Genomic DNA, 17,519 nt, shown 5'->3' with positions numbered 1-17,519 from the left:
ATATACATAAGCATTAATTAGGAATACACTTTATTCTATGGTTATATTTTCCTTAAACTCTTGGACTACCGCAAAATAGCCCAAAGCAAAGTTTAAGTTACGATCTATTTGGTTTGTTGTTGTTACATTTGTAAAATTTCCTCTCACGGTTCCCAAAGGAGTTTGGAAAGGCCCCTGGTTTCCTCCCGATTGAACAATAAGCTGATTCATATAGTTATAAAAACCTTCATCTGCACCCAAAATACTTATATCTATTGTTGTGCCTGGCTCAACATCATCATAAAAGTAAGAGAACTCAAACCGTTGACCTGGATAAAATTCATCTTCCGAAACGAGATATTCATTGAAGTCAAAATCGAAAATATAAAAATTTTCTTGGTCCGGAATATCGGTAAATGAAACCACTATTTCGGTTTCGTCACCAGAAAATAGTACGCCATCTCCCTGCACAAGACTATCAAAGGGAACTGAAGGTGCAAATGAAGTTTTAGCTAAAAAAATAGCATCGTTGTAGTTTATAGTCATTACAAGTTCTCCCGAAGTAAAGAAATCAGTATTCTTGGATGCCTGATAAACACCGGTTTCCGTCTCGTTAAAAACTAAAATATTTTGGGCCGCCATATCAATTCCTTCATAATCAGCGTTCTCAATACTTATTCGATCAACGGTAATGGCTTGGTTTTCTTCGAAAAATGAACTACTCAGTCCCACCTTGACGGTTGCTGTTGTTGTGCTTTCGCTGGTGTCTAAGCGAATGATGGCATCAATATTTAAGCGGGGTGGTTCCGTATCTAGTTCCACATCGATTACATCTTCACAGCTAATAAAAATAAACAAGCTGGCGAGTATGACTATGTATTTTTGCATCTTTTTAAAATTTAAAATTATAGGTTACTGCCGGAACGAGTCCAAAAATGGAGGTTCTCACTGCTTCATTTGCGCCAGTGTCCTGATTTCTACGAAAATTAATAGAGGCAGCGTTTCTTCTGTTGTAAAGGTTATAAATACTAAATACCCACTCTCCTTGCATTTTCCTTTTTTTGTTCTTTTTTGGCCTTAAGGTCGCAGATACATCTATTCTATGGTAGTCGGGTAGCCGCTGCTCATTTCTTAAACCAAAATAGGGAACCGTTAAACCTTGAAATTCAAATTGTCCGATAGGAAAGTTGGTAGGCTGGCCAGTCTGGTAGACAAAGTTACTATTGATACTCCATTTTTCATTAAGATCGTAACTCGCAAATAATGAAAGGTCATGCGGTTTATCATAAGGAGTGTTATACCATTCTCCAAAGTTAATACCGGTTTCCATAGCTGTTCTGCCCGGTGTCCGCTGCTCGGATTTAGATAGGGTATAGGCCAACCAACCTTGTAATCTACCTTCATTTTTCCGAAACAATACTTCTAATCCATAGGCACGAGCTTCCCCATTCAAAATAACTTGCTCAATAGCATCATTGGCAATGAGGTTTGCACCATCTATATAATCTATTCTATTTTGTACATCTTTATAAAAAACTTCAGTCTCAAAAGAATAGGTGCCGTTGTCTATGTTTTTAAAATAACCAAGAGCGTACTGGTCTAACAGTTGTGGTTCTATAAAAGGCCCACTAGGTGTCCATACGTCCAAGGGAGTAGGGGAGTTGGTATTGGAAAGTAGATGGAGGTATTGAGCTAAGCGGGTATAGCTAGCTTTTACGGAACTATTGGAGTTAAACGTATACGACATGGAAAGTCGTGGCTCAAAGTTGTTAAACGTTGCTAAATTGCTATCCCTCCCTGGATTTATTACTTCAATAGGGTCTGCTTCTTGGTAAATCGATAACACGGGATCAAAACGGACAGGGTTGTCATTCTCATAAACGTTGAGTTGTTCTTGACCCAGTCTCATGAAGTTGCTAAACCGAAGTCCATATCCCAAGCTAAGATTATCTGTTACCCTATGTTCTATATCTACATAAGCTGCAAATTCATTGGCATACTTCTGGGTAAGCTGGTCTTCTAGTATGCCTGATGTATTATTGCTGGGCTCTATCTTTCCTGGGTTGAATTGATAATAGATGTTGTTCACCCCATAATTTACCTGTAATTTATCGTTCAGGTAATGCTTAAGGTCATATTTTAAATTGAAGTTTTGGATACCTGAATTCCAGTTAAATCCAACAAAATCCAGCTTTAAACCGTAATAATAATCGGAATAGATTAGGGATAAGTTGGAGAATAATTTATCCGAAAACAAATGGTTCCATCTAAAGTTACCTACAGCGTTACCGTAGGTGTTTACAAAACTCTCACTGATACCAAATACGTCCCTCCCAAAATAACCGGAGAGAAATATACTGTTCTTGTCGTTTATGTTATAACTGATTTTCGTATTTAGGTCGTAGAAGTATGCCGTATTGTCCAAATCGAATAAAGGAAGGAACAAGTGTGCATAGGAACCACGGCCGCCTATTAAAAATGCTGCCTTATCCTTTTTTATGGGGCCTTCTATTAAAAGCCTACTAGCTACTGCGCCAATACCACCGTTTACCTTCAACGCTTTACTATTTCCTTCTTTTTGAAAAATATCGAGAACAGAGGATACCCTTCCACCGTAACGGGCGGGAATCCCTCCTTTATATAGTTTGATATCCTTAATGGCATCGGGATTAAAAACGGAAAAGAATCCAAACAGGTGGGAGGAATTAAAAATAATAGCCTCATCCAAAAGAATTAGATTCTGATCTACCGAACCTCCCCTAACATTAAAACCAGAAGCGCCCTCACCGGCATTCGTAACGCCAGGTAGCAATAGAATCGATTTTATAATATCTGCCTCACCTAGAATTACAGGAATCTTTTTAATCGTCTCTACGGATAAGCTATTTACGCTCATTTGTGGTTTTCTTATATCCATCCGTTCCACATCTTGTGTCACAACGACCTCATCCAATTGTTCTGCTGCCTCGACAAGCTTAAAGTCTATTTTCGTATTGGAATTTAGGGTGATAGAACGGACTATGTCTTCGAAACCTAAATAGTTTACTAATACCTCATACTCGCCTTCGGGAACTGTTATGGAATAAAAGCCATATTCATTGGTTACAACTCCAGTGCCCAATGTAGGGAAGGCGACAGTCACACCAATGAGTGTTTCATTACTGCTTTCTTCTATAATAGTACCACTGAGGGTATATTTTTGTTGTGCAACTGTTGGCGATGATAAAATGAAGAATAGTATCATGGATACTATTGAAAATTGCTTCATAAAAACTTTTTTGTTAAAAATAACGAGAAATAAGCAGGTGCTGTAAACCTTAACATTTTTTAATCAAAAAAAGGCCCTCAAACATGAAGACCTTTTGTGTACCGCTTAAAGTTGTTTTTAAATTGTTTCTAAAATAGCATTGAATGTTGCGCTTGGTCGCATAGCTGTAGCTGCCAAGTCAACATTGGGTTTGTAATATCCGCCAATATCCTGTGAAGTTCCCTGCGCCTTAATGAGTTCGTCCAAAATCTGTTCTTCTTTACTTTGTATTTCGGAGAAAACTTTGGTGAACGTTGTTTTTAGTTCTGTATCTTCATTTTGTTTGGCCAAAGCTTCTGCCCAGTACATGGCCAAGTAAAAATGACTTCCTCTCGTGTCTAGTTCATTTACTTTTCTGGACGGCGATTTATCATTAATAAGAAATTTTTCCGTAGCCGTATCAAGGGCATCTCCTAGAACTTTTGCCTTTGTATTCCCGTTCTTTTCGCCATAAAATTCTAAGGAAACGCCTAAAGCTAAAAATTCGCCTAAAGAATCCCATCTAAGGTGGCCTTCTTCTAAAAACTGCTCTACATGTTTAGGCGCGGAACCTCCGGCTCCGGTTTCAAATAATCCTCCACCGTTCATCAGCGGAACAATAGACAACATTTTAGCACTGGTGCCTACTTCCAATATGGGGAATAAATCCGTTAAATAATCTCTAAGCACGTTTCCTGAAACGGAAATAGTATCCTTCCCAGCCTTCATACGCGCTAAGGTAAACATGGTAGCCTCAATAGGGGCAAGAATTCTTATGTCTAGTCCGCTTGTATCATGTTGTGGCAAGTACGTATTTACTTTTTTAATAACTTCTGCGTCGTGTGCTCTATTGGCATCCAGCCAAAAAATCGTGGGAGTTTTAGTGGCCCTAGCCCTAGATACAGCAAGTTTTACCCAATCTTGGATTGGAGCGTCCTTTACTTGGCACATACGCCAAATGTCACCACGTTCAACAGTGTGTTCCATAAGCGTTTCGCCTGTAGCTAGATCTTGTACTTTAACAACACCGTTTTCGTTTATTTCAAAAGTCTTGTCATGTGAACCGTATTCTTCGGCTTTTTGTGCCATAAGCCCCACATTGGGCACTGTACCCATAGTAGTGGGGTCGAATGCGCCATGTTCTTTACAAAAATCGATGGTAGCGGAATAGATACCTGCGTAACTGCTATCAGGAATCACTGCTTTTGTATCCTGGGATTTTCCGTCGGCATTCCACATTTGACCTGAATTACGTATCATAGCAGGCATAGATGCATCTATAATCACATCGCTAGGTACATGAAGGTTGGTTATTCCCTTCTCTGAATTCACCATGGCGAGATCGGGTCCATTTTCCAAAGTAGCCGTAATAGCTTGTTCTATTTCAGTTTTCTGGTTCTGTGGAAGCTTTTCAAGTTTACTGTAAAGGTTTTCAAGTCCGTAATTGGGATTAACGCCAAGTTCATCAAAAACTTTAGCATAGCTTTTAAAAACGGGGGCTAGGAAAGTTTCTACCACATACCCAAAGATAATGGGGTCCGAAACCTTCATCATTGTTGCTTTCATATGTACCGAAAATAGTACTCCTTTTGCTTTCGCATCTTTTACCTCATTGCTTAGAAAAGCTAACAGGGCTTTTTTGCTCAATACAGTGGCATCTATAATTTCTCCAGCTTGTAAGGCTATTTTTTCTTTTAAAACCGAAGTGGTATTCTGATTTGAAGTGAGGGATATTTGTATATCCTTTGCGTCTCCTAGCGTTAAGGATTTTTCGTTGGCCTTAAAATCACCATATTGCATGGTGGCTACATGGGTTTTTGAATCTGAACTCCAAGCACCCATTTTGTGGGGGTTTTTCTTTGCATAATTCTTAACCGCCCGTGGTGCCCTTCTATCGGAATTACCTTCTCGTAATACCGGGTTTACGGCACTTCCCTTTATCTTATCATACTTGGCCCTAACTTCTTTTTCAGCATCCGATGTAGGGTCATCCGGATAATTGGGCAAAGCGTAACCTTTAGATTGTAATTCTGCTATAGCTTCTTTTAATTGGGGAACAGAAGCACTTATATTAGGTAATTTTATAATATTTGCCTGTGGCATTTTTGCCATATCTCCAAGTTCGTCTAAATCATTACTTACTCGCTGGCTATCATTTAAATATTCTGGGAAAATAGCGGCTATCCTCCCGGCTAAAGAGATATCTTTTGTCTCAATTTCAATGCCGGAAGTTCTTGTAAAGGATTGTACTATTGGTAAAAAAGATTCAGTGGCCAAAGCTGGAGCCTCATCAGTTTTTGTATAAAAAATCTTGGACATGCGTATTGGTTTTATTTCAAGCGGAGCAAAGATACAATATTATCTAGGCTTGTTAGATACCAAAACGTCGAATGTTATAGGTTTTAAGCTAGGTTGTATCATAACAAAAGCCATATCATTGTACGAGTACATTGATATGGCTTTTTAGAAGTAGTTTACAGACTTTGTTTGTTTTAACTGTCATTAAAACGGCAACCATTGATTGCATCTGCTTAACTAATTCAACGTTTGAAATGCAATTCGCACTTGGTTGGACAACCTATGTTGACTACTATGCATTTCTTTTTGTTGTCTTTACATAAAGCATACTATGCCTATAAATTCATAATAGTAAAAAAGCGACAGCCTTTTTAGCTAAAACGCACACGAAAATGTAGTTGTTTTTTAAAACATGGAACTACACTTGTAATGGAACAACAATATAAGAACGTAAACTATATAATAGTAAATTATATTTCACCTTGCAGGTCGATATAATTTTGACTACATCTTAAAGTTACAAAATTATAATTGAGGGTACTAGTGTTTTTGGATTATTAAAAATGAACATGATATCAACACCAGTTGTTAACATTTGTTCATAAAAAAGCACCAACTGAGTGAGTCGGTGCTTTTGGTGTATTTTGAAGTTATCACTTAAGAACGTACTTCTTTTATTCTTGCTTTTTTACCTGTCAATTCTCTAAAGTAATAGATACGAGCTCTGCGTACTTTACCTTTTTTATTGATTTCTATCTTTTGCAATGCTGGCAGGTTAACCGGGAATATACGTTCTACTCCTACAGTACCTGACATTTTTCTAATAGTAAATGTTTCTGTTGAACCAGAACCTCTTCTTTGTATCACCACACCTTTAAAAAATTGTGTACGTGTTTTTTCACCTTCCTTAATTTCATAATACACAGTAATTGTATCACCCGCTGAAAATTTAGGAAAATCTTTTTTTTCTACAAATTCGTCTTGAACAAATTGAATTAATGATTCCATCGTATAGTTTAAATTGGAATTAAATCAAAACAACATGCACGATTATCGTCAGAGGTTGATTTAACAGTGGGCAAAAATAATTCTAAAATTAGAATCTACAAGTATTTTCTCACTATTTTTTGAATTCAATGAAAATACGTCGGCTATTCCAATAAGTCTGGTCGTAATTTTTCTGTACGTTCTTGTGCCTTTTCCTCTCGCCAAGCTTCTATCTTTCCAAAATTACCACTTAAAAGGATTGCAGGCACTTTCATCCCCTTATAGTCCGCCGGCCTTGTATAAACTGGCGGCGCAAGTAAGCCGTCCTGAAAACTATCCGTTAATGCTGATGTTTCGTTATTCAATACCCCAGGTATTAATCTAATAATTGTGTCGCATAGAACGGCAGCTCCTAGCTCCCCGCCTGAAAGCACGTAGTCTCCTATAGATATCTCTCTTGTAATAAAAGTGTCTCGTACACGCTGGTCTACGCCTTTGTAGTGTCCGCAAAGAATTATGATATTCTTTTGTAGGGATAGCCTGTTAGCCGTTCTTTGGTTGAGTGTCTCCCCATCGGGTGTCATATATATTATTTCATCATAGTCCCGTTCGGATTTTAATTTGGAGATACACTTGTCTATAGGTTCTATCATCATTACCATTCCTGCGCCACCTCCAAATTGGTAATCATCTACTTGGTTGTAGCTTTTGTCCGTGTAATCCCTAATATTATGAAAATGGACTTCTACCAAGTCTTTTTCAATAGCTCTTTTTAATATAGATGCCTCAAACGGACTTTTTAGCAGTTCGGGAAGAACGGTTATGATATCTATTCTCATCGCTGGTTTTACCTTATTTATGTAGCCCTCCAAAAGTAATGAAAACAATGTACATCTTTTTCCCAACCCAATTTTTCATATAAATATTGGGCAGGGTTATCCGTTGCGGTTTCCAAAGCGAGGCCTTTATAATTATTGTGGTTGCAGTAGGTTTTGGCTCTATTTAGTAATGCTTTGGCGACACCTGTATTGCGGTATGCTTCGTGAACATAGAGGTCATTTAGGATTAAAGTTGCTTTTAACGATACCGATGAAAACGTAGGGTATAACTGTGTAAACCCTACAGGAACGTTATCTTGATAGGTAATGAATATAATAGACTCTTGCTTTATTAGTCTATCTTTTATAAAACTTAAAGCTTCCGCACGTTGTACAGGTTGGCCGTAAAAAAGTCGATATGCATTGAATAGCGGTAGGATATCATCTACTTCTTTTTCTGTGGCTTGTTTTATAGTTATCATAAAAATAAACAACTCCCGTTTTGGGAGTTGCTACGTTATTTTGTTTTTTTTTGCTTGTTTCGTTCGTCTTGCAGTTGTCTACTGATTTTTTGCTCCCGTTCTAAGGCCCTTCTTCGGTGGTCTTCATATTCCAATTCTAACTCAGAAAGATTCTGTTTGGCTTCTTGTGTTAGGATATTACTGTTTCTAAACCTATAAATGAACAGTCCCAAAAATAAAAACAAAATCCCAATGATAGTCCATAGGATAATATTGTAGGTCCCTTTGGATACTTGTGCCCCGAGCAGCGACATATTGTCTTTCTCTGCGCTAACAGTAGTTAAACTAGCGGTGGTTTCCTCTAACTTTTTATTAAGGGATGTTATCGTGGTCTCATGTTCGGATATGGTTGCATTAAGTTCAGCAGTTTTCTTGGAAATCGCCGCCAGAGAGTCCAATACATTTTTTCTTAATTTGTATAAGTTAGTTTCTTTCACTACCTCATAGCGTACCCCATCGGCGCGGTAGTTCCCTGACCTTTTTGAAACATAATCAAATTGACTGCTAATTGGGCCAGAGTCTAGCGACAGTTTTTCTTCAGTTTCTTGAGCGTAGTTACTAATTACGGTAAGTAGGAAAATTAAAAAATAGGGTAATCTAGGGATTTTCATTTGTAATGGTGTTAAAGTATAATTTAGAGTTAACTAAAGTAATTTATTAATATTAATTAAAGAAAAAATTTATCCAAAGCCTAGGATGCTTATTAGGTACGTAAAAATCATGTTTATAGGATGTTTTCACCACTTCTTTTTTAATAATAGGTATATCTACGGACTTTAGAGATATATTTTGCCAAGCGCATCACTTGATGCGAATAGCCATATTCATTATCATACCAAATGTAAAGTATTAGGTTTTTTCCGTTACCGGAAACCAAGGTTGCCTTACTATCGTAAATTGCAGGAGCAGAAGTGCCTACGATGTCCGTGGATACCAGTTCCTTGCTTAACGAGTATTGTATTTGTTCTACCAAATCGCCCTCAAGGGCATATTTCTTTAATATGGTATTTACGCCGCTTAAAGAGGTTTTATTCTTTAAATCTAAATTTAGAATAGCTAGTGATCCGTTGGGTACAGGAACTCGAATTGCGTTGGAAGTAAGCTTTCCCTTTAACGAAGGCAGCGCTTTTGATACCGCTTCTCCAGCACCGGTTTCAGTTAGGACCATATTTAGACCGGCCGCTCTTCCTCTTCTGTATTTACTATGCATATTATCTACCAAATTTTGATCATTGGTATAAGCATGTATGGTTTCCAAGTGTCCTTTTTCAATTTCAAAAGAATCCTCTATAACTTTAAGGATGGGGGTAATTGCATTTGTAGTGCAGGAAGCTGCTGAGAATATTTTGGTAGAATCCGGATCATATTCCTTATGATTCACCCCATGCACAATATTTGGAATTTCCTTACCTGGTGCCGTCAACAATACTTTAGACGCACCTTTTGCTATTAAATGCCTGGAAAGCGCCTGCTTATCTCTAAAGGCGCCCGTATTATCAATAATTAAAGCATTTGATATTCCAAATGCCGTATAATCTATATCTTCAGGATTATTGGAATTTATAAGGTGTACTGTTGTGCCATTGATTATTAGGGCATTATTTTCAACATCGGCCTTTACTGTTCCCGAAAATGTGCCGTGCACAGAATCTGTTCGTAATAGACTTGCCCTTTTTTCCAAAACATTAGCGTCCGATGCACCCCTAACCACAATAGCCCTTAATCTTAGTTGGTTGCCTTTACCAGTTTTGGACATCAGTTCCCTAGCCAGCAAACGACCAATTCTACCAAAACCATAAAGGACAACATCCTTTGGTTTTATACTGGCGATATCTGCAGCATTTTTTAATTTGTCTAGAACAAATGCCTTTACGTTATTAAAATGATTGTCATCTGCGTGATATTCATAGGTCAACTTTCCAATATCAAGTTTAGATGGCGGAAGTTTAATATCGTTTATTGCTCGCAATAGTTCCACTGAATCGAAGATTGAAATCGGTTTTTGTACAAATTCTCCTGCATACTCGTGTAATTGAATAATATCGCTTACATTTTTATCGATTGCCTGATTTTTAAATAATACTATTTCTATGGATTTGTCATACCAAAGGTCGCTGACCAATTTTATAAATTCGGTTGTTGCTTTTCGGCGGTCTGCCTGGAAAGCCAATTCTTTTTCGTAGGATACCTTATGTGACATAAAATGGGCTATAGGTTGTTTAATCTGTTGCAAAACTACAGATTTTCAGTCTTTTAGTTGATGGGTATTTCAAAAAAAAAGCGCCTTCATTTGAAGGCGCTTTTTTAGCTAGCTGAATATTGTTTATTGAAAGATGAGTCGCTCTCGTTCCCCATCTTCGCCGATCATGGTAATAACGGTTTTTCCATATCTGGATATGGCGCCAAAGGCGGTATAGGCATCATCAATATTGCTTACTTCCTTATCATCGACCTGCAGAATTATTTTACCTGCTAAACCATAACCTCTGTAACGCTCTGGAACTCCGGTAATCTTCACACCTTTTTTGGTTTTGAACTTCTTCTTATCTTCCTCTGTAAGGTTTTTAACCTCCATACCCATTTCAGGAACGATAAGCATTTGTCGTTTTTTAAGTGTGATGGGCACCAACATTGTTTCATTTTCCCTTTCCAACAAAACTGTAACCGTATCGCCAGGCCGTTTAGTTGCTAAATAACCTGTTAAATCAGGGAATTTAGAAACCTTGATTTCATCTACTTTTTTTATGATATCGCCCACTTTCAGCTCGGCATCATAAGCTCCTGATTCTTCTTCAATATATTCTATATATACCCCTTCAATATCACTTATCCCTCTTTCTAATGCATCTTTGGTATTTACCGGTGCTGGCCGTATTCCGATAAAACCTTTTTGCACGTTGCCATATTCCATAATGTCATCCACTACCTTTTTAGCTATGTTGCTTGGTACGGCAAAGGAATAACCTACGTAAGACCCCGTTTGCGATGAGATTGCGGTATTGATTCCTATAAGATCGCCATTGGTATTTACAAGAGCACCACCAGAGTTGCCTGGATTTACGGCGGCATCTGTCTGGATAAAGGATTGATTGGTCCTAGTGTCTAGACTTCTTGCTTTCGCGCTTACGATACCCGCCGTAACCGTAGAAGTTAGATTAAAGGGGTTACCAACGGCCAACACCCATTCACCTATTTTGGCATTGTCAGAATCACCGAAGGCTAGGTAGGGTAATTTTTCTTCTGTTTCTATTTTTATCAAAGCGATATCTGAATTTGGGTCTGCACCAATCAGCTCCGCCTCGTATGTTTTATTGTTGTTAAGTGTTACTTGTAATTGACTTGCCCGCGCAATCACATGGTTATTGGTAACAATATAACCATCTTGCGAAATTATAACGCCAGAACCGGTACCTACCTGTGGCGTAACGCTTCCACCAGACCCGTAGAAAAAATCGAACATGCTTGTAGGCCCTTTGCTAAGAGTTACGTTTTTAACGTGTACTACAGCGTTTACCGTAGTTTCTGCTGCATTCGTAAAATCGACCTCGTTTATCCCCGCACCCTTGGCAGATGTTGGTGTAAAACTTGTGTTGACCAGTGAGCCACCTGCTTCTTGGTTTACAATGGCATAATTCGGTTTCTCAAAAAGAAGCTTATAAGCTCCCAAGGTAATTGCCCCGGCAAAAACCGAGACCAAAAGTAGGCTTCCAATTTTTTTCATCTGTTTCTAAGATTTAATATAGTTTTATGTAAAATTAATTGATTTTAACTGTGATGCTATGCCTTTAACGACAATTTAACTGCTTAAAAAACTTTTTTAAAACCCTATATTTGCGGTAATATTAAGCCATAATGAAGATTAGCTTTTTAAAATATCAAGGTACGGGGAACGATTTTGTGATGATCGATAATCGTGATGAATTTTTTCCCAGTCGGGATAGGGAGTTGATTGCCTTTTTATGTGATCGAAAGTTTGGCGTAGGTGCAGACGGACTAATTCTGTTAGAGAATTGTGAGAAATCGGATTTTAAAATGATATACTATAACTCTGACGGAAATGAGAGCACCATGTGCGGTAACGGAGGTCGTTGTATTGTATCTTTTGCCCACTATTTGAAAATAATTAAAAAAGAAACCACATTTTTGGCAATAGATGGGTTGCACCATGCAACTATTGACGGGATGATGGTTCATCTTAAAATGCAAGATGTTCCGGAAATCAAAGCGAAACCAGGAGCATTGTTTTTAAACACCGGTTCTCCTCATCACGTTCAAATGGTTCCAAAGCTTTCAGAGTTTGATGTGGTAAAGGAAGGTGCGAAATTGAGATATGGTCTATATGGGCAGGCAGGGAGTAATATTAATTTTGTTGAAGCCCTTAACGACGAAACGTTTTTTGTACGCACCTACGAGCGAGGAGTGGAAGATGAAACGCTTTCTTGTGGCACGGGAGTTACCGCAGTAGCTTTGGCGATGCACCATGTAGGAACCACCAAAAACACAAGTGTACGCGTGAATGCTTTGGGAGGTAAGCTCAAGGTTACGTTTGCGCCAACCAATCAGGGTTATGAGCAGGTTTATTTAATCGGCGAGGCCAAATTGGTCTTTAAAGGTGAGGTACAATGGAACTCCTAAAAGGGAAAAATTTATTTTTAAGAGCCTTAGAAAAGGAAGATTTACAATTTTTATATGAATTGGAAAATAACCCGCTAATTTGGGAGATAAGCGGTACGGTTACACCTTATTCTAAAAGTGTATTACAATTTTACTTGGAGAATGCCCACAGAGATATATATGAGGTAAAACAACTCCGGTTGGTCATTTGTGCAACTGATGGGAACAGTTTGGGCTTAATCGACTTATTTGATTTTGACCCAAAACATAAGCGTGCCGGAGTTGGAATTGTTATCGTAAAGGACATGGATAGGAACAAGGGTATAGGAGCAGAGGCCATAACCTTACTTTGTGATTATGCGTTTAGGACATTAGAGCTGAAACAGCTATACGCTAATATCCTGGAAGAAAACCAACGAGCTACCTATTTGTTCCAAAAGCTGGGTTTTGTAAAAGTTGGTGTAAAAAGGGATTGGATTAGTAGTAACGGACAGTATAAAAACGAAGTGCTATTTCAAAAAATCAATAAGTAATGAGTCTTAAGAAAATTTTACTGGGTATCGTTTTGGTCGGTCTTGTGGTTGGGGGTATTTTTTCATACATGGTCTATGGCACTTTCTTCACACCGAATACCGAGTTTAAAGAGAAGGAAGCTTTTGTTTATATTCCTACTGATGCATCATTTGCCGAAGTAAAGAAAGGTCTTGAGCCTTTGGTGCAGGATTTAGATGTCTTTGAATTTGCAGCAGACAAAAAGGGATATATTGAAAATATAAAAGGGGGTAAGTACCGATTGCTCAAGGGAATGAATAATAATGAAATCATTAATGCCCTTAGGATAGGTAATTTGCCGGTAAAAGTGGCTTTTAACAATCAAGAGACTTTGGCAGATCTTGCGGGAAGGATTTCTGTTCAGATAGAAGCGGATAGTATTAGCCTACACAATGCTTTTACGGATAAGAAGTTTTTAGCGGAGAACAACTTAAACTTGGAAACCGGTCTAGCACTATACGTGCCCAACAGTTATGAATTCTTCTGGAATACCAGTGCTGAGGATTTTAGATCAAGAATGGTAAAGGAATATAACCGATTTTGGAGCGATGAGCGAAAATTAAAGGCTAAAGCTTTAGACTTAACTCCTTGCGAGGTAGTAACCTTGGCATCTATCGTTCATAAGGAAACTGCGAAAATTGATGAAAGACCAAAAGTAGCAGGATTGTACTTAAACCGATTAAGAACCGGAATGCTGTTACAGGCGGACCCTACGGTCATTTTTGCTATAAAAAAGGAGACCGGAAACTATGATACAATTATTAAACGAGTATTGTATAAGGATTTAGAGGTTGAATCCCCTTATAATACATATAAATACTCCGGATTGCCACCCGGACCTATAACTATGCCAGATATTAGCGCCATAGATGGCGTTTTGAACCCCGAAAAGCACAATTATTATTATATGGTGGCCAATGTAGAGAATTTTGGATATCATATGTTTGCGAAAGACTTGGCGCAGCACAGCCGAAATAAAGTGCAGTACGTCCGATGGATAAACGCCCAAAAAATTAAGAGATAGGTTTATTGTCGGAATTTTAAGACATGTTAACTATTCCTGTATAGTTTTAACATAACCTTGCCATAACAAATTACTTTACCGTCTAACTTTGTCCTCGGAAATTTAAGCAAGCCTTTTGCTGTAAGTCTTAAGAAATCTGTAATATGAAAAGATGGATAATTATTTGTTGTCCTCTTATCGTGACATTTATTTTATCCGGTTTTGGATTTAGTCCTTTTAAGGTATCTGTTCCTGAACCACTTAAAGTAAAGCAACCTACTGTAGTTCTGTTTCCCAAAGACAAAACTGCTATGACTAAAATTGAAATAGTGCCTCCCTTTGCGGGAACTGATTTTACTGGATTTAAAGAGGCTTTAGCCTTTAAGGAATCCAAAGGAAATTACTTTGCGGTAAATACTTTTGGATATCTAGGCAAATATCAGTTTGGCATGAGTACCTTAGAGCTTATGGGAGTAAAAGACGACCAGCAGTTTTTAAAAGATCCTGTTTTACAGGAGAAAGTTTTCCAAATTAATATCGCTAGAAACAAGTGGATTCTAAGGAGGGATATAAAAAGATTCGTAGGTAAACGAATACGTGGAATAGAGATTACAGAATCTGGTATGTTGGCTGCGGCACATTTAGCCGGTGCGGGTAATGTGAAACGGTATTTACGTTCTTTTGGCAAAAATGATGTGATGGATGATTATGGAACTAACATTGCCATTTATATGAAGTTGTTTTCCGGTTACGATATGTCAAGTATCGAGGCAGTAAAAAACCCAAGAATATAAGGACATAAAAGCTACTACATGGATGAGCCTGACAACAAATGTCAGGCTTTTTTTATGCTTGTATAATAAAAATAGCCGGACGCTTATGAAGATCTACGTTTTCCTTTTTCCAGTCAGATGCAGTTCTAGTGTTTATAAACTCCGAACTTAGGGTAAGGTCGCATGCTACGCAAATATGCGTAGTTCCTGCAAGGGATTTATGAAGTTCTTCTAGTAGCTTGTTGTTTCTATAAGGGGTTTCAATAAAAATTTGTGACTGTTGTTCGTCCCTTGATTTTTTTTCCAATCTTTTTATTTCTTTTCTTCTTTCTGTAGCATCTATGGGTAGGTAACCATTGAATGCAAAGTTCTGTCCGTTTAATCCACTGGCCATTAGGGCGAGTACAATAGAGGAGGGGCCAACCAAAGGAACTACCTGTATATGTTTTTGGTGCGCAAGAGTTACGACAGCTGCGCCAGGGTCTGCAATTCCTGGGCATCCGGCTTCAGATAAAATTCCCATATCATATCCGTTTAGGCATGGTTCTAAAAAGCTGGGAATTTCCGCTGCCTCCGTAAATTTGTTTAAAACAAATAATTGCAAGGAAGGTTGAGATTTTCTTGGACTCATTTTCTTAATAAAATGCCGTGCTGTTTTTTCATTCTCCACTACAAAATGGTCTATACTTTCAATAGCTCTTTTTATAGAAATAGGAAGTACTTCCAATGGGGGGCTATCACCTAATGTAGTTGGTATGAGATATAATTTTCCTTTCTTATTCATTTCATTACGCATAAGCTAGGTGTTACAATCGTTTTACTATTTGTTCGCAGGCATTGTCTATCATTTTAAAGACTTTTTCAAATCCGTCCTTCCCGCCGTAATAAGGATCTGGAACTTCATTGTCCTTTCCATCTATTTCGCTCAACAATAACCTTACTTTGTTTCGTTGTGCTTTAATACTGCTCAGTTTCAGAACGTTATTGTAATTTTCCTTGTCCATAACGTATATGAGATCAAACGTCTCAAAATCCGTAGTGTTGAATTTCCTGCAGCGTTGCGCACTAATATCTATACCATGGGTAAGGGCAACATCAATGGATCTAGAGTCGGGTGGCTTGTTCGTATGATAACTAGCGGTTCCCGCAGAATCGACAAAAACGGTTTCAGGATTAACTTTACTTTGGAGAATACCTTCGGCCAATGGGGACCTGCAGATGTTTCCTAGGCATACCATTAACACCTTTGTTTTCATGTAGTTCTTACGAGAATTTTTTAGTAAGGTCGTCTATGTACTTTCGAAACTGCTTATCGGTTTCGGCTAGGTTGTCTACTGTTTTACAAGCGTGCAGTACCGTAGCATGATCCCGTTTACCTATTTGCGACCCTATACTTGCCAAAGACGCCTTGGTGAATTTTTTTGCAAAAAACATAGCCAATTGTCTCGCTTGTACAATATGCCTCTTTCTTGTTTTTGACTGTAAGGTGGCTACATCCATTTCAAAGTAATCAGAAACTACTTTTTGAATGTAATCGATGGAAACTTCTCGTTTGGTATTTTTTACAAATTTTTCTACCACTTGCTGTGCAAGTTCAATAGTGACTTCTCGCTTGTTCAGCGTAGATTGTGCAATCAATGATATTATGGCACCCTCTAATTCCCTAATATTTGTCTTAATATGCTTTGCAACGTATTCTATAATTTCTTCTGGCATTTCCACGCCATCCCGGTAAAGCTTATTGTTAAGTATAGAAATACGCGTTTCGTAATCAGGGGTCTGTAATTCAGCTGAGAGTCCCCATTTGAATCTTGACAATAAACGCTGCTCAATATCCTGCATATCTACAGGTGCCTTGTCAGAAGTAAGGATGACCTGTTTACCATTTTGGTGCAAATGGTTGAAAATATGAAAGAAAACATCTTGGGTGCCAGACTTCCCCGAAAGGAACTGTACGTCATCAATGATAAGTACGTCAATGAGTTGGTAGAAATGAATAAAATCATTCCGTGTATTCTTCTTAACGGATTCTATATACTGTTGTGTGAATTTTTCTGCCGAAATATAAAGAACTGTTCTCTCAGGATATTTATCCTTTATTTCGACACCTATTGCGTGGGCCAAATGTGTTTTTCCTAAACCTACTCCACCAAAAACCAATAATGGATTAAAAGATGTACCACCTGGTTTGTTGGCAACGGCCATACCTGCAGAACGCGCTAACCTATTGGAATCTCCTTCTAAAAAATTATCAAAATTATAATTGGGGTTTAGCTGCGATTCTATCTTAATATTTCTAATTCCCGGAATAACAAAAGGATTGCGTAGTTCCGGATTTTTAGATTTAACAGGAACATCCATTTCTTGTGGTACCATATTCCCACGATTGGAACTAGGGATTTTTTCAGTAAAGGGCTCCTTATTTCCGTACGTGTTCTCCATACGAATGATATAGACCAATTTTGCCGACTCACCCAATTCCTTGGTAAGGGCAACTTTTAATAGTTTAACATAATGTTCTTCTAACCATTCATAAAAGAACTTGCTCGGGACTTGAATGCTCAGAGCATTTTCTGTAAGCTTTACTGGTTTAATAGGTTCGAACCAAGTTTTAAATGCCTGCGGTTGGATATTATCCTGTATAAATACCATACAATTTTTCCAGACGGAATTAGCAGTAACATTCAT

16 protein-coding genes are annotated in these 17,519 nt (G+C 38.1%); 4 read left to right on the top strand and 12 right to left on the bottom strand.

What is annotated here, in order from left to right; translation table 11 throughout:
• Positions 1-30 precede the first annotated feature (30 nt).
• The 9 genes from MS6x_RS00080 to MS6x_RS00040 form a co-directional block, all read right to left on the bottom strand.
• A complete protein-coding gene (locus MS6x_RS00080) occupies positions 31-867 on the bottom strand; it encodes a DUF4249 family protein (protein WP_482604554.1) in 837 nt (278 codons plus the stop codon).
• A 4-nt stretch (positions 868-871) separates the two neighbouring features.
• On the bottom strand, positions 872-3,247 hold the full coding sequence (locus tag MS6x_RS00075) for a TonB-dependent receptor (protein ID WP_482604552.1): 2,376 nt from the start codon (positions 3,245-3,247) through the stop codon (positions 872-874).
• Between the two features lie 117 nt (positions 3,248-3,364).
• Complete coding sequence (locus MS6x_RS00070) at positions 3,365-5,584, bottom strand: NADP-dependent isocitrate dehydrogenase (protein ID WP_482604550.1); 2,220 nt, start codon at positions 5,582-5,584, stop codon at positions 3,365-3,367.
• 636 nt (positions 5,585-6,220) lie between these two features.
• Positions 6,221-6,571, bottom strand: coding sequence for a 50S ribosomal protein L19 (rplS, locus tag MS6x_RS00065; RefSeq protein ID WP_482604548.1), 351 nt, complete (start codon positions 6,569-6,571; stop codon positions 6,221-6,223).
• A gap of 143 nt (positions 6,572-6,714) precedes the next feature.
• On the bottom strand, positions 6,715-7,389 hold the full coding sequence (trmD, locus tag MS6x_RS00060) for a tRNA (guanosine(37)-N1)-methyltransferase TrmD (RefSeq protein WP_482604546.1): 675 nt from the start codon (positions 7,387-7,389) through the stop codon (positions 6,715-6,717).
• A 17-nt stretch (positions 7,390-7,406) separates the two neighbouring features.
• On the bottom strand, positions 7,407-7,850 hold the full coding sequence (locus MS6x_RS00055) for a GNAT family N-acetyltransferase (RefSeq protein ID WP_482604544.1): 444 nt from the start codon (positions 7,848-7,850) through the stop codon (positions 7,407-7,409).
• A 35-nt stretch (positions 7,851-7,885) separates the two neighbouring features.
• The gene (locus MS6x_RS00050; protein ID WP_482604543.1) at positions 7,886-8,500 is read right to left on the bottom strand and encodes a tRNA (guanine-N1)-methyltransferase; all 615 of its coding nucleotides are present in this window, start codon (positions 8,498-8,500) and stop codon (positions 7,886-7,888) included.
• A gap of 140 nt (positions 8,501-8,640) precedes the next feature.
• Entirely contained in the window at positions 8,641-10,089 is a 1,449-nt protein-coding gene (locus tag MS6x_RS00045; RefSeq protein WP_482604541.1) for a glyceraldehyde-3-phosphate dehydrogenase, read from the bottom strand.
• Between the two features lie 123 nt (positions 10,090-10,212).
• Positions 10,213-11,610, bottom strand: a complete 1,398-nt coding sequence (locus MS6x_RS00040) for a S1C family serine protease (RefSeq protein WP_482604540.1) — start codon at positions 11,608-11,610, stop codon at positions 10,213-10,215.
• 131 nt (positions 11,611-11,741) lie between these two features.
• Here MS6x_RS00040 and dapF point away from each other — a divergent pair, with 131 nt between their 5' ends.
• The 4 genes from dapF (at position 11,742) to MS6x_RS00020 (ending at position 14,852) form a co-directional block, all read left to right on the top strand.
• On the top strand, positions 11,742-12,524 hold the full coding sequence (gene dapF / locus MS6x_RS00035) for a diaminopimelate epimerase (protein ID WP_482604538.1): 783 nt from the start codon (positions 11,742-11,744) through the stop codon (positions 12,522-12,524).
• Positions 12,512-13,036, top strand: a complete 525-nt coding sequence (locus MS6x_RS00030; RefSeq protein ID WP_482604536.1) for a GNAT family N-acetyltransferase — start codon at positions 12,512-12,514, stop codon at positions 13,034-13,036. The genes dapF and MS6x_RS00030 overlap by 13 nt, the downstream gene beginning before the upstream one ends.
• Positions 13,036-14,079 (top strand): endolytic transglycosylase MltG, encoded by a 1,044-nt coding sequence (mltG, locus tag MS6x_RS00025; protein WP_482604534.1) that lies wholly within the window; start codon positions 13,036-13,038, stop codon positions 14,077-14,079. The genes MS6x_RS00030 and mltG overlap by 1 nt, the downstream gene beginning before the upstream one ends.
• Positions 14,080-14,222: 143 nt before the next feature.
• Positions 14,223-14,852: a hypothetical protein gene (locus tag MS6x_RS00020; protein WP_482604532.1), complete on the top strand. Its 630-nt coding sequence runs from the start codon at positions 14,223-14,225 to the stop codon at positions 14,850-14,852.
• Between the two features lie 52 nt (positions 14,853-14,904).
• Here MS6x_RS00020 and MS6x_RS00015 read toward each other — a convergent pair whose 3' ends face one another.
• The 3 genes from MS6x_RS00015 to dnaA are packed head-to-tail and all read right to left on the bottom strand — an operon-like array spanning position 14,905 to position 17,519.
• The gene (locus MS6x_RS00015; RefSeq protein ID WP_482604530.1) at positions 14,905-15,615 is read right to left on the bottom strand and encodes an SAM-dependent methyltransferase; all 711 of its coding nucleotides are present in this window, start codon (positions 15,613-15,615) and stop codon (positions 14,905-14,907) included.
• Positions 15,616-15,637: 22 nt separating this feature from the next.
• Positions 15,638-16,087 (bottom strand): low molecular weight protein-tyrosine-phosphatase, encoded by a 450-nt coding sequence (locus MS6x_RS00010; protein ID WP_482604528.1) that lies wholly within the window; start codon positions 16,085-16,087, stop codon positions 15,638-15,640.
• A gap of 7 nt (positions 16,088-16,094) precedes the next feature.
• Entirely contained in the window at positions 16,095-17,519 is a 1,425-nt protein-coding gene (gene dnaA / locus MS6x_RS00005; protein WP_482604526.1) for a chromosomal replication initiator protein DnaA, read from the bottom strand.

The sequence above is a fragment of the Maribacter sp. MS6 genome, assembly GCF_056839185.1.
The sequence above is the reverse complement of the archived record's forward strand: the minus strand, read 5'-3'. Positions and strand labels throughout refer to the sequence as shown.